At 52.0% G+C, this 21,925-nt stretch carries 19 protein-coding genes; 10 read left to right on the plus strand and 9 right to left on the minus strand.

What is annotated here, in order from left to right; all coding sequences use genetic code 11:
* Positions 1–179: 179 nt before the first annotated feature.
* The gene (locus tag WMO23_RS07005) at positions 180–1,463 is read right to left on the minus strand and encodes an adenylosuccinate synthase (RefSeq protein WP_296818955.1); all 1,284 of its coding nucleotides are present in this window, start codon (positions 1,461–1,463) and stop codon (positions 180–182) included.
* Positions 1,464–1,893: 430 nt separating this feature from the next.
* On the opposite strand from WMO23_RS07005, the gene WMO23_RS07010 reads away from it, so the two are divergent.
* The 8 genes from WMO23_RS07010 to WMO23_RS07045 all read left to right on the plus strand — a co-directional run bounded on the left by WMO23_RS07010 (position 1,894) and on the right by WMO23_RS07045 (position 10,300).
* On the plus strand, positions 1,894–3,018 hold the full coding sequence (locus tag WMO23_RS07010; protein ID WP_296818952.1) for an alpha/beta hydrolase: 1,125 nt from the start codon (positions 1,894–1,896) through the stop codon (positions 3,016–3,018).
* Between the two features lie 12 nt (positions 3,019–3,030).
* On the plus strand, positions 3,031–3,492 hold the full coding sequence (locus tag WMO23_RS07015; protein WP_292298269.1) for a MerR family transcriptional regulator: 462 nt from the start codon (positions 3,031–3,033) through the stop codon (positions 3,490–3,492).
* Positions 3,493–3,690: 198 nt separating this feature from the next.
* On the plus strand, positions 3,691–4,815 hold the full coding sequence (locus WMO23_RS07020; protein ID WP_020310299.1) for an NADH:flavin oxidoreductase: 1,125 nt from the start codon (positions 3,691–3,693) through the stop codon (positions 4,813–4,815).
* Positions 4,816–4,888: 73 nt separating this feature from the next.
* Positions 4,889–5,635 (plus strand): hypothetical protein, encoded by a 747-nt coding sequence (locus WMO23_RS07025; protein ID WP_292108388.1) that lies wholly within the window; start codon positions 4,889–4,891, stop codon positions 5,633–5,635.
* Positions 5,628–6,041: a GerW family sporulation protein gene (locus WMO23_RS07030; protein ID WP_349173637.1), complete on the plus strand. Its 414-nt coding sequence runs from the start codon at positions 5,628–5,630 to the stop codon at positions 6,039–6,041. Before WMO23_RS07025 ends, WMO23_RS07030 begins: the two co-directional genes overlap by 8 nt.
* A 104-nt stretch (positions 6,042–6,145) precedes the next feature.
* Positions 6,146–6,574 carry an OmpH/Skp family outer membrane protein gene (locus WMO23_RS07035; RefSeq protein WP_020310296.1) on the plus strand — a complete coding sequence of 143 codons (429 nt, stop codon included), beginning with the start codon at positions 6,146–6,148 and terminating at the stop codon, positions 6,572–6,574.
* Positions 6,575–7,116: 542 nt separating this feature from the next.
* Positions 7,117–7,437 carry a metal-sensing transcriptional repressor gene (locus WMO23_RS07040; protein ID WP_020310295.1) on the plus strand — a complete coding sequence of 107 codons (321 nt, stop codon included), beginning with the start codon at positions 7,117–7,119 and terminating at the stop codon, positions 7,435–7,437.
* Positions 7,438–7,450: 13 nt separating this feature from the next.
* On the plus strand, positions 7,451–10,300 hold the full coding sequence (locus WMO23_RS07045; RefSeq protein ID WP_292281653.1) for a heavy metal translocating P-type ATPase: 2,850 nt from the start codon (positions 7,451–7,453) through the stop codon (positions 10,298–10,300).
* Here WMO23_RS07045 and WMO23_RS07050 read toward each other — a convergent pair.
* The 8 genes from WMO23_RS07050 to WMO23_RS07085 all read right to left on the minus strand — a co-directional run bounded on the left by WMO23_RS07050 (position 10,266) and on the right by WMO23_RS07085 (position 15,832).
* Positions 10,266–11,414, minus strand: a complete 1,149-nt coding sequence (locus tag WMO23_RS07050) for a sensor histidine kinase (protein WP_292108390.1) — start codon at positions 11,412–11,414, stop codon at positions 10,266–10,268. The two genes, WMO23_RS07045 and WMO23_RS07050, sit on opposite strands and share 35 nt — an antisense overlap.
* Positions 11,401–12,108, minus strand: coding sequence for a response regulator transcription factor (locus tag WMO23_RS07055; RefSeq protein ID WP_292108391.1), 708 nt, complete (start codon positions 12,106–12,108; stop codon positions 11,401–11,403). The genes WMO23_RS07050 and WMO23_RS07055 overlap by 14 nt, the downstream gene beginning before the upstream one ends.
* Before the next feature lie 21 nt (positions 12,109–12,129).
* Positions 12,130–12,507: an HI0074 family nucleotidyltransferase substrate-binding subunit gene (locus tag WMO23_RS07060; RefSeq protein ID WP_301876957.1), complete on the minus strand. Its 378-nt coding sequence runs from the start codon at positions 12,505–12,507 to the stop codon at positions 12,130–12,132.
* Positions 12,494–12,778 (minus strand): nucleotidyltransferase domain-containing protein, encoded by a 285-nt coding sequence (locus tag WMO23_RS07065; RefSeq protein ID WP_020310291.1) that lies wholly within the window; start codon positions 12,776–12,778, stop codon positions 12,494–12,496. Before WMO23_RS07065 ends, WMO23_RS07060 begins: the two co-directional genes overlap by 14 nt.
* Positions 12,779–13,020: 242 nt before the next feature.
* A complete protein-coding gene (locus tag WMO23_RS07070) occupies positions 13,021–13,629 on the minus strand; it encodes a DUF6803 family protein (protein WP_349173641.1) in 609 nt (202 codons plus the stop codon).
* 28 nt (positions 13,630–13,657) lie between these two features.
* Positions 13,658–13,954 (minus strand): hypothetical protein, encoded by a 297-nt coding sequence (locus tag WMO23_RS07075; RefSeq protein WP_020310289.1) that lies wholly within the window; start codon positions 13,952–13,954, stop codon positions 13,658–13,660.
* Positions 13,955–14,056: 102 nt separating this feature from the next.
* Positions 14,057–14,902, minus strand: coding sequence for a pantoate--beta-alanine ligase (gene panC / locus WMO23_RS07080; protein WP_020310288.1), 846 nt, complete (start codon positions 14,900–14,902; stop codon positions 14,057–14,059).
* A 27-nt stretch (positions 14,903–14,929) separates the two neighbouring features.
* Complete coding sequence (locus WMO23_RS07085) at positions 14,930–15,832, minus strand: bile acid:sodium symporter family protein (RefSeq protein ID WP_349173643.1); 903 nt, start codon at positions 15,830–15,832, stop codon at positions 14,930–14,932.
* 678 nt (positions 15,833–16,510) lie between these two features.
* Between WMO23_RS07085 and WMO23_RS07090 the strand changes: the two genes are divergently transcribed.
* Positions 16,511–17,341 (plus strand): LytR/AlgR family response regulator transcription factor, encoded by an 831-nt coding sequence (locus WMO23_RS07090; protein WP_349173645.1) that lies wholly within the window; start codon positions 16,511–16,513, stop codon positions 17,339–17,341.
* The gene (locus WMO23_RS07095) at positions 17,338–21,858 is read left to right on the plus strand and encodes an ESPR-type extended signal peptide-containing protein (protein WP_349173647.1); all 4,521 of its coding nucleotides are present in this window, start codon (positions 17,338–17,340) and stop codon (positions 21,856–21,858) included. The genes WMO23_RS07090 and WMO23_RS07095 overlap by 4 nt, the downstream gene beginning before the upstream one ends.
* The last annotated feature ends 67 nt before the right edge of the window (positions 21,859–21,925 follow it).

Below are 21,925 nucleotides of genomic sequence, written 5' to 3' on the forward strand. Positions count from 1 at the left end.
CAAAGGCACACGTTTTTTGCCGACTGGATGGCCGGTCTGTTTCGTGTACCTTTTTTACGTTTAGCTAAAAAAAGAGAATAGAACGATGAAATAGAATAAAAAAAGAGAGCTGTCGCACAAAGCCGAAATGGCTTAATGCGACAGCCCCTTTTCACAATTATGGTGTAATTCAGTTGTTTTTAGAAAATCTTTTTGAGGATGATCGTCTGGCTGCGGTTCGGGCCGACGGAGACGATGCCCAGGGGAACGCCTGTGAGTTCGCTGATGCGTTCGACATAGTGGCGGGCAGCTTCAGGCAGTTCATCATAGGATTTGCATTTCGAGATGTCTGCTTTCCAGCCCGGCATTTCTTCATAAATCGGTTCGACGTTTTCCAGGACGTCGAGGCTGGCCGGATATTCTTTCAAGAGCTGGCCTTTATATTTATAGCCCGTGCAGATTTTAATAGTATCCAGGTCATCGAGGATGTCCAGGCGGGTAATAGCCAGGTAATCGAGGCTGTTCAGCATGGCTGCATATTTGACGACAGCCGTGTCGAGCCAGCCGCAGCGGCGGGGACGACCGGTAACCGTGCCGAATTCATGGCCTGTGTTGCGCAGATATTCGCCGACTTCGTTGAGCTGTTCTGCCGGGAACGGGCCAGCGCCGACGCGGGTCGTATAGGCTTTGACGACGCCGACGATATTTTCCATACGGCGAGGACCGACGCCGGAACCAGTGCAGGCACCGCCAGCCGTCGGATTGGAGCTGGTAACGAAGGGATATGTACCATGGTCGAGGTCGAGCATAGCAGCCTGTGCCCCTTCAAAGAGGACTTTATTGCCTTCACTGACATAGAGGTTCGCCGAGTAGTTCGTATCCTTGACATACTGGCGGATCTGGTCGGCATAGCCGAGGTATTCTTTGAGGACTTCATCGTAATCGAAGCCTTCGCAGCCATAATATTTTTCAAAGAGACGGTTTTTAAGGTCAATATTGATGCGCAGTTTCTTGGCAAAGACATCGCGGTCCATGAGGTCGCCGATGCGGATGCCTACGCGGTTGACTTTGTCGGCATAGCACGGTCCGATACCGTTCTTCGTCGTACCGATTTTAGCGTCGCCCTTGAGTTTTTCATCTTCTTCATCAATGCGGATATGATACGGCATGATGACATGCGCACGCGTGGAAATTTCCAATTTGCTGATCTGCACGCCTTTGGAGGTCATGCCTTCGATTTCTTCAAGGAGGACTTTCGGATTGACAACGACGCCGCTGCCGATGATGCAAGTTTTGTCGGAAAAGAGGATACCCGACGGCAAAAGACGCAGTGCAAAGGACTTATCGTCGACGACGACCGTATGGCCGGCGTTATTCCCACCCTGGGAGCGGATGACGACATCGGCCTTCTGGGCCAAATAATCTACAATCTTACCTTTACCTTCGTCGCCCCATTGGGTTCCGATTACCATTGCTGTAGCCATGTATTCAACATCCCTTCGTGAATTGTAAAATTAACAAACACTTATATTATATCATAGTCGCTTAGTGAAGCCAACTAAAAACATATTTCTTTACAAAAGGAGCAGAAAAGGAGCTGTCGCATGACGACAATCCTTTTTAAGGGGTTAGGGGTTAGGGGCTAGCAGTTAGTGGTTAGCGGATAGTTTTAAACCATAGAGAAAGCCCCTGGAATGGCAGTTCCAGGGGCTTTCGTGTTTCAATTGCAAAAATTCACTACTTCTACTAGAAGTATATCATTTAAGCCCATTTTGTCAATGAACTCAAAAGGTTTTGGGGGTTATAAAGAAATCACGCTAAAGAAAACCCTTGACTTAAAGTTACCTTTAAGGTTTATGCTTAGGCCATGAAATACAAATGAGCTATAAATTTTCTGACAGGAGGCCTATAATTATGAAATTAAGAAAACGCATCATGAAAAATATGGTATTCGCTGCCCTGTGCAGCTCTCTTTTCATCATCGGCGCAGGTGCCGGTAGCAGTTATGCCGCCCAGGCCCCAGCTCCATCGAAAGCACCGGCTGAAACCATTGACGCTGCAACACTTTCCAATAAATGGGACAAGACGTTTCCAGAAAATGCGAAGGTCGCTCACCAAAAAATTACCTTCCATAATCGCTATGGCATTACGTTAGTCGGCGACCTCTATACGCCGAAAAATATGAAACAAGGTGAAAAACTCGCTGCCATTGCCGTAGCCGGTCCTTATGGTGCCGTTAAGGAACAGGTTTCCGGCCGCTATGCCCAGGAATTAGCGGCCCGGGGATTCATCACCCTGGCTTTCGACCCGTCCTTTACCGGGGAAAGCGCCGGCGAACCGCGCAACACGACCTCACCGGATATCAACACGGAAGATTTTTCTGCCGCCGTCGATTACCTGTCCACCCGCAATAACATCGCCCCGGAAAAAATCGGCATCCTCGGCATCTGCGGCTGGGGCGGCTTTGCTCTGAATGATGCTGCCATGGATACGCGCGTCAAAGCTACGGTCATATCTACCATGTACGACATGAGCCGGGTCATCGCCAATGGCTATTTCGACTATGAAAAAGATGAAGCAACCCTAAAAAAAGAACGGATGGAAGCCCGCAAAGCCATCAGCGCCCAGCGCACAGAAGATTACCGGAATGGCACCTATAAAATGGCCGGCGGTGTCCCCACAGAAGTAACAGCCGATACGCCACAGTTCGTCAAGGATTATCATGACTACTACCAGGAAAAACGCGGCTACAGCCCCCGGTCCTTCGGCTCCACCACAGGCGCAACTCTCAGTTCCCTGCTCGATTTCATGAACATGCCCCTTCTGTCCCGGGCTGATGAAATCGAAAGCGCCGTACTGATGATCCACGGGGAAAAAGCCCACTCCCGCTACTTCAGCGAAGACGCGTTCAAGAAACTGAAAGGGAACAACAAAGAACTGCTGATCATCCCCGATGCCGTACACACCGACCTGTATTATAAAATGGATGTCATTCCCTTCGACAAAATCGAAGCCTTCTACCGGCAGTATTTAAAATAAGGGAGATAAACTATGTCTTATACGATTTCACAAGCGGCGCAGATGACTGGTATCAGTCCGTCTGCCATCCGCTATTATGACAAAGAAGGGCTGCTGCCCCAGGTAGAACGGAAAAACGGTATCCGTCTCTTCAGCGATATGGATATTCGCTGGCTCCACCTGCTGACCTGCCTGAAAAATACGGGCATGCCCATCAAGCGCATCCGCGAATATGCCGAACTGGCTCAGCGCGGCGATGAAAGCCTGAAAGAACGGCAGGCCCTCATCCGCCAGCAGCGTCAGCCCTCATCCGCCAGCAGCGTCAGTTTGTCCTGGATCAGATTGAACAACTGCAGTACTACATGGAAGAGCTGGATTTTAAAGAATGGTACTATAAAAAAGCATTGGAACTCGGTTCAAAAAGCAAAATTGATTTCGATGAATATGAACGAGAAACAGGTAAAAAATCTCCTGATGATCCCAATAAGTGAATAGCCAAGGGCTTGTCGCACGACGACAAGCCCTTTTTAAAATGAACTCCCAAATGTTCAAAAAACAATGCATTGGCTTATTTCCTCAAATAATGCATTGGCTTATTTCCTCAAATAATGCATTGGCTTATTTCCTCAAATATTGTATAATATTCGGGATAAACTGAAATTCATTTTTTATTACCAAGGAGAGATTTCTACCATGTTATTTGATACATGTCACATCGGCGGTATTGAAGCGAAGTGCCGCCTTGTCCGTTCTGCTACCTTTGAAGGAATGGGGAACTACGGCCTTCCGACAGAAAAGCTGGCCCAAATGTATGAAAATCTGGCCGACGGCGGTGCCGGTATCATTATTACCGGCATGATGGCTACTACCAAAATGGAACCGCGTCAGCACTGCCAGATCCGCATCGACGATGATGAATGTATTGCCCCGCTGTCCCAGGTCGTCCACCGCGTCCACCAGCACGGCGGAAAAATCATCGCCCAGCTCGTCGTCATGGGGTCCGCCATCCTCCTGCCGGAAATCCCGGAAGGGGAAACGCGCATTATCATCAGCCCCAGCGGCGTTACGGAAAAGGTCGGCAAGTGGACCCAGGAATCGCAGGCCCTGACAGTCGACCAGATCCACGAACTGACGGAAGCCGTCGCCAAAGCCGCTGCCAGAGCCAAGGCCGCCGGTTTCGACGGCGTCCAGTTCCACGGCGCCCACGGCTACCTGGCCAGCAAGTTCTTGTCGCCCCATTTCAACACCCGCACCGATGCCTACGGCGGCAGCCTGGAAAACAGGGCCCGCTTCCTCCTGGAATGTGTCGCCGCCATGCGCCAGGCCGTCGGCGCCGATTATCCGGTCTGGGTCAAATTGAACTGTGCCGATTTCATGAAAGACGGCAGCATGACCTTTGAAGAAAGCAAGCAGGTCATGACCTGGCTGGCCGACATGGGTGTAAACGCCATCGAAGTCAGCGGCGGCAACACATCGTCCCTGCCGCGCAAGGGCCCGATCCGGGCTATCCGCCGCACAAAGGAACCGATGTATTTCAAAGCCTATGCCTCTGAAGCCGCAGCTATGCTGAAAGACAAAATCGATGTCGGCGTCGTCGGCGGTTTCCGCAAGGTCGAAGATATCGAAGATACACTGGAATCGACAGACCTGGCTTTCGTGTCCATGAGCCGTCCCTACCTGCGCCAGCCGGACCTGCCGAACCGCTGGAAATCGGGCGATACCGAACCGGCCCTGTGCATTTCCTGTTCCCGCTGCTTCGGTGCCGAAGATGTGGACTGCATTTTCAATAAACAAGAAAAAGCGAAACAAGACGCCTAAAAAAGAGGAAATCGCCCCGAGTTCATCGAATAAATAAAAGTAACGGATTATTTTCACAAAAGGGGGCTGCCCTATGGCAATCATCGTCATCCTTGCCATCTTATTCAGCTGCATACTGCTCATCCTCTGCCTGCCCGTCTCCTACGCCCTTACCATCCATATCGGGACGCCTTTCCACATCGAAGGCCAGGGCCGATGGGGCCGGAAATTGGCCGATGCATCCTGGTCCTATACGCTGGGCGAGGAGCCGCATCATGAACTGCATATGTGCTGGAAGCGCAGCCTTGCCGTGAAAGAGTCTGTCGAACCGCCGCTCCCTACAGCGGAAGAGGAAGAAAAGGCCTGGGACGAACTGGAAAAAGAAAGCCAGCGCCTCACGTATGAAGACCTGCTCCGCCAGGAAGGGCCGGATGCCCCAGCACAGAGTGACGCGAAAGAAGCGAAAAAAAAGAAACCGCCCATACGCCGGTTCTTAGCCAGCTTCTTCAATGCCGACTTTTTAGCGGCTTTCTTCACCTGGCTGTCGCGCCTGCTCGGCCACGGCCAAATCCGCCGCTTCACCCTGACCGGCATCGTCGGCCTCCCTGAACCGCATGAAACGGGGATGCTGGCCGGTGCCCTCTATGCCATCTGTCCGGGGAGCGTCACAGACTTACAATTCAATTTCGTAGAGGAACAGTATGACTGTACCGTCCGTGCTTCGGGCCGTCTATATCCGGCAGTGCTGCTTCTGTTTACAGCCGCCTTTGCCGCCTCCCGGCCTGTACGCCGTTTATGGGCTGAGTGGCACGCTGTGAACAAGGAGGAACAACATGGATAACTCGTACATCAAGAACAACTTGGAACAAATTTTTGAAAGTTTCAAAGAAATGATCAAAGTCGAAACCGTCGTCGGCCAGGCCGTCCACATCGGTGACGCCATCCTGGTACCGTTCGTAGACGTCACCTTTGGCTTCGGGTCCGGCGGCGTCAACGGCAAGACCGAAAACGGGCGCAGCAGTGCCGGCAGCGGCGGCGGTGCCAAGATGGAACCAGCTGCCATCCTGGTCATCAAAGGGGACCGGGTAGAAATGTTCTCCATCAAGAAAGATGGCTACCAGGCTTCGGCCTTTGAAAAACTCATCGCCATGGCACCGGAAATCATCGACAAGATGAAAAAAGACAAATACATTTATATTCACGACGATGAAGAAGACAAAGCAGAAGGCAACGACGAAAAAGCCTGATTCTGTGCAGGTTGTACTTTATCGGTAAGTTTGTTATAATATACGAATAGAACCATAGTAAGAAAGAGTAATTCAGCCGCTCTGCGGCACAGGAGGAATACATTATGAAACTGAAAAAACAATTAGCATCCCTTGCCGTTATGGGAATGATGAGCCTCGTCGCTGTTTCGTCGGCCTTTGCTTCCGGCGTCGGTGTCGTCAACTTCGATACATTGGTACAGTCCCATAAGGACTTCCCGAAAGTCAGCGCCCAGATGCAGGCTGCCGTTAAAGACGCTAACGAACAGTTCGCTAAAAAAGCTCCGAAAATGAAGACCGACCAGGAACGCCAGAACCTCGGCCGTGAATTGGCTCAGAACTTGAGCAAATTGGAAAACAAACTGATCGTCCCCATTGAAAAAGACGTCGTTTCCAAAGTCGAACAGGTCCGCAAGGACAAAGGCCTCGACTGCATCGTAGTCCAGGGTGCCATCATCTCCGGTACTGAAAACGCTACGGATGAAACAGAAGCTGTAAAAGCATTGTTGAAATAGGAGTAAAAAAGCTGTCGCTTTGCGGCAGCTTTTTTTAATGGTTAGTGGTTAGTGGTTAGTGTTAGTGGCTCGTGGCGGCCTCATGGCCGCACCGTAGGGGTCGCACGTGGGCGACCCGTTAGGAACTGGGATGATTCCCCTGGCAAACTGATTGGGATATCAGACATATTCCGGAGCGGGCGCCCCACGCGGTCGCCCCTACAGTGAAATCGCATAATCCCGGGGCGGACGCCCCTACAGAAAAAGGACTATCGTATGAGAGCTTATATCATCATACGTAGTCCTTTTTTTAACAATCCGCGGTTAGCGTTCGTAGGGGTCCGTGGGCGACCCGTTAGGAATTGGGATGATTCTCCTGGCAAACTGATTAGGAAATCATGCATATTCCGGAGCGGGCGCCTCACGCGGTCGCCCCTACAAATTAAAAACCATCCGCTAGCCCCTAACTACTAACCGCTAAAACCCCCTTGACATATACCCCATATCGGTATATTATATCAATGTACCCCATAGGGGTATTTAAATGAAAGGAGAACTCAATTATGGACGAAAAGAAAGTCTGTCCCTGCTGCGATACGGAGAAACATAAGTATCGCAACAAAGAGGGCAAAGAGTATAAATCGCTCATTTCCCGCCTGAACCGCATCGAGGGCCAGGTACGGGGTGTGCGAAAGATGGTCGAAGACGACCGCTACTGCATTGATATCCTGACTCAGGTCAGTGCCATCCAGTCGGCATTGAATTCTTTCAATAAGGAACTCCTGGGCCAGCATATCAAGTCCTGCGTCGTCCACGACATCCGTGAAGGCAAAGACGAAGTCGTCGATGAACTCGTCTGCGCCCTTCAGAAACTCATGAAATAAAGGAGTGAGTCCGTTGAAGCACGAAAAATTCAACATCACAGGCATGAGCTGTTCCGCCTGCTCGTCCCGCGTGGAAAAAGCCGTCAACAAGCTGGACGGCATCGACAAGGCCAGCGTCAACCTGCTGACCAACAGTATGCAGGCCTCGTACGATGAAAATGTCGTCAGCGAGCAAGACATCATCCAGGCCGTCGTCGACGCCGGCTACGGAGCCAGCCCGGCCGAAGGCGGCAGCCAGAAACAGGCCGGCGCTCCGCAAAAGAGCGCCTCTGACATAGCCAAGGAAGAAATGAAATCCATGAAGCACCGCCTCATCTGGTCCATCGTCTTCCTCATCCCGGTCATGTACATCGCCATGCACCACATGTTCTACGAATGGTTCGGCATCCCCGTACCGGAAGGTTTCCAGTATGTCTTCCACGGCGATGAAAATGCCATTACCTTCGCCTTTACCCAGTTCTTACTGATCCTGCCGATCATGTACTTGAACCGCAAGTATTATGTCAACGGCTTCCGCAACCTCTTCCAGGGCGCCCCGAACATGGACAGCCTGGTCGGCATGGGTTCCATGGCAGCTGCCCTGTACGGCGTCTTCGCCATTTTCCGCATGAGCTGGGGCATGGGCCATGGCGACTGGGCCCTCGTCGCCCAGTACAGCACCAATCTGTACTTTGAATCGGCCGGTATGATCGTCACCCTCATCGACATCGGTAAATACCTCGAAGCCCGCGCCAAAGGCAAGACCAGTACGGCCATCGAAAAATTGATGGACCTGGCGCCGAAACAGGCCACGGTCCTGCGCAACGGCGTCGAAACGGTCATTCCCGTCGAAGACCTCGTCGTCGGCGATGAAATCGTCATCCGTCCGGGTGAAAGCATCCCGGCAGACGGTATCATTTCTGAAGGGACGACCAGCGTCGATGAAGCCGCCATTACTGGCGAAAGCATCCCTGTAGAAAAACAAGTCGGCGATAAAGTCACGTCGGCTACGATAAACAAGACGGGTTTCATCCACATCACAGCCCGCCGCGTCGGCGACGACACGACGATCAGCCAGATCATCAAGCTCGTCGATGAAGCCAGTGCCAGCAAGGCACCTATCGCCAAGATGGCCGATACCATTTCGGGTTACTTCGTCCCGGCCGTCATCACCATCGCCATCATTACAGGCCTCATCTGGTACTTCGTCATGGGCGTCGACGCCGAATTCGCCTTCTCGACGGCCATCTCCGTCCTGGTCATCTCCTGCCCGTGCGCCCTGGGCCTGGCTACGCCAGTCGCCATCATGGTCGGCACTGGCAAAGGGGCTGAAAACGGTATCCTCATCAAATCCGGCGAAGCCCTGGAAACGGCCCATGCCATCGACACGGTCGTCATGGATAAGACCGGTACCATTACCGAAGGCCGTCCGAAAGTCACGGATATCCTTCCCCTGAAAGGCACGAAAGAAGACCTCGTCGCCATCGCTGCAGCCCTGGAAAAAGGCAGCGAACATCCCCTGGCCGAAGCTATTACGACCTATGCCGGCGACCATCAGCTGACCGGCAGGACAGCCAGCGATTTCAAGGCCCTCTTCGGCCGCGGCGTCCAGGCCGTCATCGACGGCAAGACCTATTATGCCGGCAACACGCGCCTCATGGACGAAGCCCATATCGACACCAAAGCCATCACGGCCAGCCTCAATGCCCTGGCTGACGACGGCAAGACGCCGCTCCTCTTTGCTGACGACAAAGAAATCATCGGTATCATCGCCGTAGCCGACGTCGAAAAAGAGACCAGCGCCGAAGCCATTGCCGACTTTGCCAAAATGGGCATCAACGTCGTCATGCTCACAGGCGACAACCAGCGCACAGCCGAAGCCATCCGCCAGCGCCTGCATATTCCCCAGGTCATCGCCGGCGTCCTGCCGCAGGATAAAGAAAAACACATCGCCGCCCTCCAGGCCGAAGGCCATAAAGTCGCCATGATTGGTGACGGCATCAACGATGCGCCGGCCCTGGCCAAAGCCGATCTGGGCATGGCCATCGGTGCCGGGACCGACGTCGCCATCGAAAGCGCCGATGCCGTCCTCATGCGCAGCGACCTCCTCGACGCCGTCAGCGCCATCCGCCTGAGCAAGGCTGTCATCAAGAATATCAAAGAAAACCTGTTCTGGGCCTTCTTCTACAACGTCATCTGCATCCCCCTAGCTGCAGGCGTCCTCTATCCGGCCTTTGGCATCCGCCTCAATCCCATGATCGGCGCCGCTGCCATGAGTCTGTCGAGCTTCACGGTCTGCATGAACGCCCTGCGCCTGCGCTTCTTCAAGACGACGCACAGTACCGATGTTTCACGTGAAACATCGGCGCCGGAAACCAGTAGCCCGAAAGCTGCACAGGCAGCGACGCAAACGCCGGTTCCCGAAGTGGCAGCCGTTCCGGCTCCGTATCACTATACCCTGTCCATCGAAGGCATGATGTGCCAGCACTGCGTGGCTACGGTCACGAAAGTCCTGAAAGCCATGGACGGCGTCACTGATGCCGTCGTCGACCTCGATGGCCAAAAAGCCGATGTCTCGGCTGACAAAGCTATCTCCGCAGAAGACTTCAAAAAAGTCATCACTACTGCTGGATATACATTACAAAATCTCACTACACCAAAGAAAGAAGAGGATGAAACGATGGAAAAAACATTGAAAATCGAAGGCATGATGTGCCAGCACTGCCAGAAACACGTACACGATGCATTGGCAGCCATGGACGGCGTCACGGCTGTCACTGTCGACTTGGAAGGTAAAAAAGCCGACGTCACGGCCAGCAAAGACATCCCGACGGAAGCCTTTGCCAAAGTCATTGCCGACGCTGGCTATGAATTGGTAAAATAAAAGTAAACGTCGTCCCCCTGCCGACTTCGCTGTCCGCCCATATCCTGCCGCCATGACTGCGGACGAACTGCCGGGCCAGAGCCAGGCCGATACCACTGCCGCCGCTCTTGCGGCTCCGCGATTTTTCGCTGCGGTAGAAATACTGGAAGATATGCTGTAAATCCTCTGGGGCAATGCCGCTGCCCGTATCGGCGATCTGGACCTGCACATAAGGCCGGCCCTGTACGGTGACGACCTGCGTCGAAACGGTAATCATACATCCCGCTTCGATATAGCGGATGGCGTTGTTGAGCAGATTATAAATGACCTGATTGATACGGTCTATATCGATGGATACTTTCGGTAAATCCCTGGCCAAGTCCAAATGGACGGTCAGGGATTTTTCGTCGCATAAAGGCTGGAGCATGCTCACGGCCCGTTCCAGGAGGACGTTGATATCATAAGGTTCTTTATGGAGGGTGAGCTCGTTGATTTCGGCCAGCGACAAGTCGCGCAGGTCCTGAATGAGCCGGCCCATGCGCAACGTCTCATCTTCCATGGACAGGAGGACCTTCTTATCCGTCGGGATGACATCGTCGATCATGCCTTCCAGATTGCCCTGCAAGATGGCCAGGGGCGTCCGCAGTTCATGGGCGATGTTGGCAAACAGGCGGCGCCGCATCTTATCGTTTTTCGCCAGTTCCTGGGACATATCGTTGAAAGTCTCCGTCAGGGTCCCGACTTCGTCATGACGCTCGACGGGTACGGTCTGGCCATACGTGCCGGATTTGACCTTCTGGACGGCGTCAGTCAGGGCCGACAAAGGCCGCATGATTTCCCGGACAATGAAGTAGCTGATGGTGACGCTGACGGCCAGCATGACCAGGCCGACCCACAGCAGCGACCGGTGGACAGCCGATATATACGTAATTTCCGCCGGCCCATGCATCATGCCGTGCATCATCCCCATGCCCTGATGGCTGTTTCCCATCATTTGCGACATGTTATTCAAATACTGGGAAAAATGGCTGTCCATCTGATTATTGACCAGGATGAGCAGGATGGCGATAGTCAGGAAAATCAGGATAAAGACCATCCCGGTCAGGCGGATGACGATGCTGTCAGCTTTCTTCATGATTCCCTCCGTCGAATTTATAACCGATCCCGTATACGGTCAGGATATACGTCGGATGGGCCGGGTCGGGCTCCAGTTTCTTGCGCAGATTGCGGATATGCGTGTCGATAGTCCGTTCATAGCCTTCAAAGCCATAGCCGCCCTGTACTTTATCCACGAGCTGCATACGGCTGAATACCCGATCCGGTGCCGAGGCCAGGACCAGCAGGAGATTGAATTCCGTCGGCGTCAGGGCAATGGGCTGCTGTCCCCGCAGGACGGTAAATTTTTCCTTGTCGATAGTCAGGTCCCGTATGGTATACGACGTCGTCTGCTGCAGTACTTCACCACGGGTCCGCCGCAACAGGCTGTAGACGCGGGCAATGACTTCCTTGACGTGGAAAGGCTTGGTCACATAATCGTCGCCGCCCATGTTGAGGCCGACCAGGCGGTCCGTTTCATCATCCTTGGCAGACAGAAAAATGATGGGTATATCGCTGAACTGGCGGATGCGGCGGCAGACTTCGAAGCCATCCATGCCGGGCATCATCAAATCGAGGAGCATGATCTGCGGCTTCTGGGTGCGCAGTGTATGTAACGCCGTCATGCCATCATAGGCGACATAGACCATGAACCGCTCCTGCTCGAAATAGGACCGCAGCAGGGCACAGAGTTTTTCATCATCATCGACGATCAAAATCGAATTCGTTCGCAAAATTCCACCTCCCGATCATTTTCACAACCAATTTTTTTCTATTTCCCGCTGCAACTCTTCAAACATGGCGATGTACTTTTCCTTGCTGTCCTTGATGATATTATTGGCAATTTCTTCATTATAAGAATGGGCTACATTGTTCCGGTCCCGCAACGCCTCCAGCCAGCAATCCTCATCGTCAATCAGATTGGCCTGATAAGCCATTTTGATAATCGCCCGCGGTGACCCTATCTTATGCTGGCTATAGCCATTGTTTTCCAATACTTCTTTCATGGCTTTCCCAGCCTGTTCAAAGCAGATTTCATAAAGGGAAACCATTCCCGTTTGGACGACCGTCGAATAAGGCGGTATTTCTTTGAGGTTATTCAAGGCTTTGCAGAAATTCTCATACTTTTTCATATATAACAACTCCTTCCCGTTGGATAGCGGCTCGTAGTTCGGGCTGGACCGGTTCATCTAAATCGACGACATCGAACATGAGCAGCGTCGGTATGACCTCGTCGACATCGAGAGAAAACCGCGTGACATTTCCACCGCAGACAGCCAGGTCAATATCACTGCGTTCCCAATTATCGCCACGGGCACGGGAGCCAAAAAGAATGACTTTTTGAATATCGTATTGTTTAGCCAGAGCGATGATGCCCTCTAAAATCGGCTGCGCTAAGTCCATCGTGTTCACCCCTTTTTACATCAATTATAGCATGAAAAAAGGGCTTGCCGCACGTGCGACAAGCCCTTTTTAGTGGTTCGTGGCTCGTATAATGGCTCCCCTTATAGGGGAGCTGTCAGCTACAGCTGACTGAGAGGTTAAACCTCTCCGGCCCTTCGGGCCACCTCTCCTAACAGGAGAGGCGGGCCGCCCTCTGGGACGGCCCCTACGAAGCCACGAACCACTAGCCACTAGCCACGAAACTACATCTTGCTGTGGTCCATCTGGCCGTTATTGTTATTCATCTGACCATTCATTTGACCGTTCATCTGGTCGTGATTCATCTGGCTATGGTCCATCTGACTGTGGTCCATAGGCATATTGCCGTTCATCTGCATGTTCTGTTTCGGCGGGACGTAGCCTGCGAGCTGCGGGTCGGCCATGCCGAAGACCATGGCTAAATGGGTGAACAAGACGAAGAGAATCATGAGGACGATGTGTTTCTTGATTTTTGCCGTTGTATCGAGGCCCTTAAAGATGATGCCCAATTCCTGCAAGAGGATGAGGACGGCCGGGATGACGCCCAGGACATAGGCCCAGATAGAAATGTAATCAATCGGGCCGCGCCACTGGATAGTCGGCACGTAGGATGTGACGATGTATACTGTAGCTACGATGAAGAAGACACCCAGGATGAGGCCGCAGACGTGGCTCAGGCTGTCCCATTTTTCACTGCGGCTGTCCTTGTAGAGCAAGGAAAAAGCACCGGCAGCCAAAATCGTTTCGGCCAGTACCATCGGTACGAGCATGAAGAGAATCAAAAACCAAGGTTCATAGAGCGATAAGAGTTCCATGTAGTGAGTCATTACCATATTGTTTTCCCACTTTGATTAGAACGGCTTACTGTTGAGCGCTATAGGCAGGGCAATCCTGACGGCCCTGACAACCGCGCTGGCCATCAGCCCGGCAGCCGCGGCGCGGTCCCTGGCAATAGCCATTTCCAGTATAGCAGTTATCCTGGTCATCATAGCAGGCACGCGGTCCCCGGCAATACCCGTTACCGTTGTCATAACACGTATAGCCCGGGCCGTAAGTCCCTGACGATGAACCATCTGAAGCAGCTGGTGTCGCTGCAAAGGCGGAAAAACCGGCAATCACTACGAGTGCAGCCAATCCGGCTAAGATTTTTTTCTTCATCACGAAAACCTCCTTTGTAGTACCCCTCTGTTTATGCTTCTACTATACCAGAGGGGTGCGAAAAAGATGTGGAGGAAATGTGAAGATAATGTGAAGATTTCCTTAGCCCAAGATGACGTTATCGATGAGACGCGTCTTGCCGATGCGGACGGCGATAGCCAACAGGCTTTCCTGGTCGACCGTCGCAATCGGTTTCAAGGCCGGGAAGGAGAAGAGATCGACGTAGTCGATAGAAGCCATCGGTTCCGACTGGATTTCCTTGGTCACGATGGATTTCAGTGTTTCTACATCCTTTTCGCCGCCTTCATAAGCGGCTTTGGCTTTGCGCAGGCTGCGGGACAGAACCAGGGCCGCCTGTTTTTCTTCCGGCGAAAGGTAAGCATTGCGCGAGCTCCGGGCCAGACCGCTTTCTTCGCGGACGATGGGGACCATATTGATGTGGACCGGGATATTGAGGTCGCTGACGAAACGGCGGACGACGACGACCTGCTGGGCGTCTTTCTGACCGAAGAAGGCTTCATCGGCGCGGGTAATGTTCATCAATTTCGTGACGACCGTAGCGACGCCGCGGAAATGGATAGGCCGCTGAGCCCCGCAGAGTTTATGCGTAATGTCGCCGTCGACATTGACATAGGTGCAGTAGCCTTCAGGATACATTTCCGACGGTTCCGGATGGAAAACGGCATCGACGCCGACGCTTTCCAATTTCTGGCAGTCTTCATCGAAGCGACGCGGATAAGCATCATAGTCTTCGTTCGGGCCGAACTGGGTCGGATTGACGAAGACCGAAGCGATGACGACGTCGCATTTGGCCTTGGCAGCCCGCATCAGGGTCAGATGACCTTCGTGGAGCGCACCCATAGTCGGGACCAGGCCGATAACCTTACCAGCCTTTTTCTGTTCACCAGCAAATGCCTGCATTTCTTTGACAGTACGGAAAATTTTCATGATTGTAAGACTCCTTTGAAATATGAATTAATGAGTAGGAACACTCGATTTATCGACAGACAGGGCACGAGCCTTTTCTTCGGCTTTTTCATCGCGGCGCGAGAAGAAATTGGCCACGATGGACCCGGAAATATTGTGCCATACGCTGAAAATAGCGCCGGGAATGGCCGCTGCCGGGTTGAAATATAAGACGGCCAAAGACGCAGCCATGCCGGAATTCTGCATGCCCACTTCGATGGCTACGGTCCGGGATTTACGCGAATCGAGGCGGAACAATTTGGCCATGCCATAGCCAAGGGCCAGGCCAAAGACATTGTGCAAGATGACGATAGCCGCCATGAGCAGGCCGACGTCAAAGAGACGCGATGCACTGAGGGATACAACGCAGCCGACGAGGATGACGATAGTCGCTACCGATACGACGGGCATGGCCGGCAGGACTTTTTCGACGCCGCGGGCGAAGAAATGATGAGCCGCCAAACCGAGCAGGACCGGTACCAGGACCATTTCCGCAATGGAAATCATCATGGATACGAAGGAAACATGGATCCAGGCGCCTGCCAGGAACCAGGTCAGGGCCGGCGTCACGATAGGCGCCAGGAGCGTCGTCGACATGGTCATCGAGACAGACAGGGCGACGTCGCCTTTGGCCAGATAAGAGATGACATTCGATGCCGTCCCGCCCGGGCAGGTCCCGACGAGGATGACGCCAATGGCCAGTTCCGGCGGCAGGGCAAAGAGGCGTACCAGGGCCCAGGCCACGAAGGGCATGATGAGGAACTGAGCGACGACGCCGATGAGGACTTCCCACGGCCGCTTGAAGACGGTCTTGAAATCCTGTACAGTCAGGGTCATGCCCATGCCGAACATGACAATCCCCAGCAGCCAGCCAACGTACGGGCCGACCCATTGCAAGGTCTGGGGCCACATACGGCGCCGACAATACCGATGAGGACGACGAAAATGGCCATGTTGTTTACCAGAAAATCACAACACTTTTTCAATAAAAAAACCTCCCTATGAGAATCTGGGGCAAAAGAAACAAAAAAAACACCTTCCGGCACAGACCGAAAGGTGTCTAAGCGACAAACGTCCATACTGGCAGGCGAAATTGTGAAAAATCCCACGTATTTCAGCACTACCAACAAATGATGAGCCATCCTTTCTGTCTCGGTCCAAAGCAGATCCAAGCAGATGAAAAAACCATCTTGAAAAATATCCGAAAAAAGTATAACTCACGATACGTGATGTTATCTTTTGCCTCGGCCGTATCATACCATATTTAGGAACGCGATGCAATGGCGTTTCTCAGTCACATTAATATGCCAGTAAATTGTATACGGAAGCATAATAGACCTCAAGCATTTTCCAGTTATACGGAATTCGGCAAAATAAAGTGACGTTTGGAGTCAAAACTTAAATTTCATAGGATAATTACAGAATAATAGCAATGTACTTGATATTGTATAAAAAAAATCAGGGCCTATTCCGTTTATGCCAAAAAAAGTACATTTCATGTCACGGAGGAATTTTTAAGCATCAACACGAGTTATAATACACTTGCAAAAGGATGATTGTTCCCTTACCGTGAACAGAAAGGAGGTACCTATGTTGAGAATTGCCCTCTGCGATGATTTACAAGACCAGTTGGAAATCATGAAAACAGCCGTACAGACTTATTACCAGAACAAAGCCTCGAATATCGAGATATACGCCTATAACAACGCCATGAACTTTGTAGACGCCGTGGAAGAAAGGAAAGATTTCGACATCATCTTGTTGGATATCTGCATGCCCGGCCTGCTGGGAACCGATATCGCCCGTGAAATGAGAAAACAGAAAAGTCAAGCCGAAATCATCTTCCTGTCGACAAGTGACGAATTCGCCGTCGAAGCCTTCGACGTCCGGGCCGCCCATTACCTGACCAAGCCGTTTACACAAAAACAATTCGACCAGGCCATGGACCGGGTCATGGACACGATACGCCAGCGGCACAGCAAAAAGATCATCTTTCGCCTCGTCGGCGGCGGCATCCAGGTCGAAGAAGTCAACAACCTGCTCTTCATCGAAAGCAACGGCCATGTCCAGCAAGTCCACACCTATGACGGCTCCATGTTGGAAACGCGCCAATCCCTGTCAGCCCTGCTGCAGACCTTTGAATCCATCGTCCCCGGCCAGTTCGTCTCTCCCGGAAAAGGTTATATCGTCAACCAGTCTGCAATTCACATCATAAAGAGTGAGTACATCGAAGTGAAGGGGCACAAAATCCCCCTGGCCAAACGAAAATATCGCCCAGTTCCAGGAAGATTATTTCAAATTCATTTTCCAAAAAGACGCATAAAAATCCCAAAAATTTCAGCATTTCCGGTACCTTTTATTTTTGTACGCAAAATTAAGGTCCCTGTCAAATTTTTATACAGAAATGGTGCGAAAATATGAATAAGATATTTAAAGTCATCTGGAGTAAATCAAGAAATTGCTACGTCGTAGCATCGGAATTAGCCAAAGGCCATACCAAGGCCTCCAGCACAGGCGATAAGACCAGACGCCTGGCCCTGGCCGCCATCACGGCCCTCATACTCCTCCCGGTCGGAGGGTTTAGCTATGCAGCGGATGCCACCATAATGGTGGAACCGGTTGGCACTGGTTCTACTACGGCAGTAGAAGTTTATACCAAAGAAGGGATAGATAAAGGGCAAGAAAGCCTGCAGAAAGATATTCAAAAATTTAGTAAGGAAGTTCAAAATGAACTCCTTTCGATAGGTGAAAATATTCAAGCGACGGATGGGGCATATGTTGATGCTTTTAAATCTGTGGGCGAGAACCTGAATGCGCTGGATACGCAGGTCAAAGCCAATGCTGATGCCATTAATGAAGAAGCACTGAAACGGAAATACTCTGTGACGAATCTGGAAAAGGCAGATGCCGCTGAAGCTGCTGCCCGGGAAGCTGCCGATACGGCTCTGGATACCCGGATCACCAATGTGAAGGAATATCTGGAAAAACAGACATCTGATAACTATGTGAGCAAGGACGATGCCGCCGTACAGGATGGGGCTATCGTGAGAGCCGCCAATACCATTGGCGAAAACGTGGCGCTGCTGGATAAAGGTCTGGCAGACGAAACGGCTGCTCGGCTGGGTGCAGATGCAGCCCAGGATAAGGTCATCCAGCAGGTCAACCAGAATATGGTGGATGGGTTCAACGCCCTGAGCCAGGCTGATGCCAATGAATTGGCAGGCCGTGTGGCAGCTGATACCAAACTGGCAGAAGCGGTCAATGGCGGACTGAGCCTGAGTGACAACAATGTACTGCAAGAGAACACCACCACGGTGAACAAGGATGGGACTGTCAGCACTTCCAAAGAAGCGGCGACTACCCTGGTTATGAATGAAGGCAAAGAAAACCAGATTACCCTCAGCGAAAATGGCATCAAGGTTGGTACCAACAGCAGTGTGATGGATGCCAAAGGCGTCTATACTGGCGGGGATAACTATGCGGCAGCCCAGGCGGCTATGAATGCTGACGGCAGCATCAAAGGGGCCAACGGGAAGTTTACGGTGGATACTGATGGCAATGTTGCTTCTGGGAATGTGACTTCTACCGGAACGGTACAGGGCGCTACCCTGACCGATCGAACGGCCACCATCAGCAATGGCAATATCAAGACCAACGGTGGATTCATCCAGACCGGCGGCGGCAACGTGAATACCCAGGGCGGGGAAGTCCGTACCAATGGGGGCAAAGTAGCTACTTCTGGCGGCGAAATCAACACTGGATCCGGCAACATCAAAACCGTAGGCGGCGATATCCTGACAGCCGGCGGCAAACTGAATACCAGCGGCGGAGATATCGTGGCAGGGACCGGGAACATTTCCGGCCAGAATATTACAGCCAGCGGAGTACTGAGCGGTGACAGCCTTACGGTAGCCAAAGGCATGACAGGGCACAACCTGACCCTGACCGGTGGAGACCTGGATGCAGGGGCTGGCACCATCAAGACTACTGGAGAAGTTGATGCAGGTACCCTGAACGTAAGTGGTAAAGCGACTGTGAAAGATTTGGAAGTCCAGGGTGAATTCAATGCCAAGACGCTCTCCAGCAAACTGGATAAAAACAATTATACCGAAATTCATGGCGGGAATGTGACTTCTGTCAATAGCAAAGTAGATACCACGGATGGAAAAACCTATACCAGCACTTCTACTTTGACGGAAAAAGGTAAGACCGAAACAGCTTCCAATGGAATCAACAGAAATGTGGAAAAGATGAATGCAACGGAATCCAGTAATGTCATCACCAATGATGCCAATGGCAAGACTTCCACATTCGAACAGCACGTCGATGAAATCCTCAATCAGATTAATTCGTCTGATACGGTATTCTCCAAAGTGGATCAGAAAGTAGATAACATCACCAGCGAAGTCACCGATGGAACCAACACGACTTCTTCCACCCAGACTACGACGGATATTACCAATACGGCCACAAATGGCACTATTTCCAATAATGCCAAAGAACTGACAAACACAGCTTCTGACAGCATTACCAACAAAGCAGAGAATGGCAATATCAGCAACATTGCTTCCAACGGCACTATCAGCAATGAAGCGAAGACTATTTCCAACAAAGCTGCTGAAGCGATGACCAATGATGCAAAAACCATTACCAATACGGCCAGTGAATCTGTAACCACCCAGATTGGCGACGGTTCGGCAGTTCAGAGTGTGATGAATGAAAGCGGCATCACAAACAATGCAACAGATAAGACGGTCGCAACCAATGCCAAAGATATCCTGAATACTGCAACCGGTAATATTACCAACAGCGCAGCTAATGGAACCATCACCAATACGGCTAAAGACCTGGTGAACACAGCAACCGGCAATATGACCAACACCGTTGGTGGAGAATTGAAGACCACTGTCACCGGCAAGGTCACGGAAGACTACAAGTCCGACCTGGATACCAAGGTAGGCGGAAACCAGACCACGACCGTGACCGGCGACAGCAGCCTGACAGCAGAAAACATCACCAACGAAGCAAAGAACAAGATCACCAACAAGGCTATTGATGTAGAAACGGATGCTTCCAGCTCCATTGTCAGCAAGGTTTCCAACGAGTACGGCTCCAACACTTCCACCCAGTTGTCCTATCAGACTAAAGAAGAAATGAGCCAGGTCGATGGCAAGACCGCTTCCTATCTCCGGGGCGCAGCAGAAGAAAAATCCCAGCTCACCGATGGGGATAAGAAGACCACCATCGACACCATTGCCGGCCAGACCAACACCACCGTTGTGAACCAGGATGCCATGAGCCTGGCCTCCTCCATCACTGACGGGACCAAGGCCAACAACACCAACAGCACCGTGGACAAATCGGAACAGCTGATCAAAGCCAGCGATACCCAGTACAGCGCCACCACCAAGACGGCCACCAAGACGGAAGATGCCCTGGCCAACGGTTCCACCCTCATCGACATCATAAAAGATTCGACAACAGGCATGGTCAGCAGTGCCGTAACGGATGGCAACACCAGTACCGGTATCAGTCAGAGTGCCAAAGACATCAGCCTGAGTGCTGCTGGCGGAACCATTGCCAATGCTGCTCAGAACATTACCAACACGGCCAGCGAATCCATTACCAATACCGTAGGTAAAACGACGGTAACGACGACGGACAGTGGAACAACCTTTGAAAACACGGACCACAACACGGCCATTAAAGATGGAAGCATCACGAAGACCACCATTTCCGGCAACACCCTCACAACGGGTCAGGCTACGATGGATTATGCCGATGTCATGAAGGACCTCGGTGTCCGCGGCAATGCGACGGTCGATGGTGATACGACGCTTGGCAAAGAAGGAGCCGATACTAAACTCACTGTCAACAGCAAGTCAACATTTAAAGACACAGTTAAGTTGGAAAAGACGCTGGAAGTCGACGGGACCTCTACATTTAACAACAAAGTAACCGTCACTAAAGGCGGACTCGATGTAAACGGCGGCACGACGACGGATACGCTCCACGTCACCAGCACGTCCACCTTCGACGGCGCAGCCACCTTTAAGGATGCAGTCACTATGGAAAAAGACCTCTCGGTTGGTGGCAACGCTACGGTTGCTGGCAGCATGACTGCTTCTTCCTACAAAATCGGCGACAAGACTTACATCGATTCCACCGGCATCAACGCCAACAATCAGAAGATTGTCAACGTAGCAGCCGGTGACCTTTCGGCCAGCAGCACGGACGCTGTCAACGGGGCCCAGCTCTATCAGACCAATGAACGCGTCGCTAGCGTCGAAAATCGGGTAGACACGGTTGAAAACCGCGTCAGCAATCTGGACAGCCGCGTCGACAAAGTCGGGGCTAACGCAGCGGCATTGGCCAACCTGCATCCCCTCGAATTCGATGCTGATTCCAAGTGGAACATTGCAGCTGCCGTCGGCGGTTACAAAGGCGAAACGGCTACGGCTATCGGCGCCTTCTACCGGCCGAATGAAAACGTCATGGTTAATGTTTCGTCGTCTTTCGGAACAGGCGAAAACATGTATGGCGGCGGCATTTCCCTCCGTATCGGCCAAGGCGGCAATAAGGCAAGACGCAATGCCACGAACGGCCTGACAGAACGGGAAAAAGCCCAGCAGAAACAGATTGATTATCTCACCAGCCGCCTCGATGCCCTCCTTTCGGTCATCAATCCGAATATGTCCAAAGACTTCCCGGATGTCCCGGAAAACCATTGGGCTTATGAAGCCGTCAGCAAACTCGCTGGCAACGGCATCATCCAGGGCTACGAAGACGGAAAATACCACGGCGAACGCACGATGACCCGTTACGAAATGGCGGAAATCATCTACAACGCCCTCTCCAAAGGCGCCAAAGCCGAAAAGAAACTGGTCGAAGAATTCAAACCAGAACTCCAGGCCATGGCCGCACAGAAAAAAGCATAGATTGAAAAAAAGGGCTTGTCGCACGGCGACAAGCCCTTTTTTACGCTGTAGGGGGGGCCCGGGGGGG

Origin of the sequence: Megasphaera intestinihominis (genome assembly GCF_040096415.1) — a bacterium.
GTDB classification, from domain to species: domain Bacteria; phylum Bacillota; class Negativicutes; order Veillonellales; family Megasphaeraceae; genus Megasphaera; species Megasphaera intestinihominis.

What these genes read in the sequence shown, in the direction of transcription:
- WMO23_RS07030 (WP_349173637.1), top strand. Translation starts at nt 5,628, where the DNA reads ATGGATAACTCGTACATCAAGAACAACTTGGAACAAATTTTTGAAAGT.
- WMO23_RS07010 (WP_296818952.1), top strand. Translation starts at nt 1,894, where the DNA reads ATGAAATTAAGAAAACGCATCATGAAAAATATGGTATTCGCTGCCCTG.
- WMO23_RS07085 (WP_349173643.1), bottom strand. Translation starts at nt 15,832, where the DNA reads ATGTGGCCCCAGACCTTGCAATGGGTCGGCCCGTACGTTGGCTGGCTG.
- WMO23_RS07095 (WP_349173647.1), top strand. Translation starts at nt 17,338, where the DNA reads ATGAATAAGATATTTAAAGTCATCTGGAGTAAATCAAGAAATTGCTAC.
- WMO23_RS07075 (WP_020310289.1), bottom strand. Translation starts at nt 13,954, where the DNA reads ATGAAGAAAAAAATCTTAGCCGGATTGGCTGCACTCGTAGTGATTGCC.
- WMO23_RS07025 (WP_292108388.1), top strand. Translation starts at nt 4,889, where the DNA reads ATGGCAATCATCGTCATCCTTGCCATCTTATTCAGCTGCATACTGCTC.
- WMO23_RS07090 (WP_349173645.1), top strand. Translation starts at nt 16,511, where the DNA reads ATGTTGAGAATTGCCCTCTGCGATGATTTACAAGACCAGTTGGAAATC.
- WMO23_RS07050 (WP_292108390.1), bottom strand. Translation starts at nt 11,414, where the DNA reads ATGAAGAAAGCTGACAGCATCGTCATCCGCCTGACCGGGATGGTCTTT.
- WMO23_RS07020 (WP_020310299.1), top strand. Translation starts at nt 3,691, where the DNA reads ATGTTATTTGATACATGTCACATCGGCGGTATTGAAGCGAAGTGCCGC.
- WMO23_RS07005 (WP_296818955.1), bottom strand. Translation starts at nt 1,463, where the DNA reads ATGGCTACAGCAATGGTAATCGGAACCCAATGGGGCGACGAAGGTAAA.
- WMO23_RS07070 (WP_349173641.1), bottom strand. Translation starts at nt 13,629, where the DNA reads ATGGTAATGACTCACTACATGGAACTCTTATCGCTCTATGAACCTTGG.
- panC (WP_020310288.1), bottom strand. Translation starts at nt 14,902, where the DNA reads ATGAAAATTTTCCGTACTGTCAAAGAAATGCAGGCATTTGCTGGTGAA.
- WMO23_RS07060 (WP_301876957.1), bottom strand. Translation starts at nt 12,507, where the DNA reads ATGAAAAAGTATGAGAATTTCTGCAAAGCCTTGAATAACCTCAAAGAA.
- WMO23_RS07040 (WP_020310295.1), top strand. Translation starts at nt 7,117, where the DNA reads ATGGACGAAAAGAAAGTCTGTCCCTGCTGCGATACGGAGAAACATAAG.
- WMO23_RS07065 (WP_020310291.1), bottom strand. Translation starts at nt 12,778, where the DNA reads ATGGACTTAGCGCAGCCGATTTTAGAGGGCATCATCGCTCTGGCTAAA.
- WMO23_RS07015 (WP_292298269.1), top strand. Translation starts at nt 3,031, where the DNA reads ATGTCTTATACGATTTCACAAGCGGCGCAGATGACTGGTATCAGTCCG.
- WMO23_RS07035 (WP_020310296.1), top strand. Translation starts at nt 6,146, where the DNA reads ATGAAACTGAAAAAACAATTAGCATCCCTTGCCGTTATGGGAATGATG.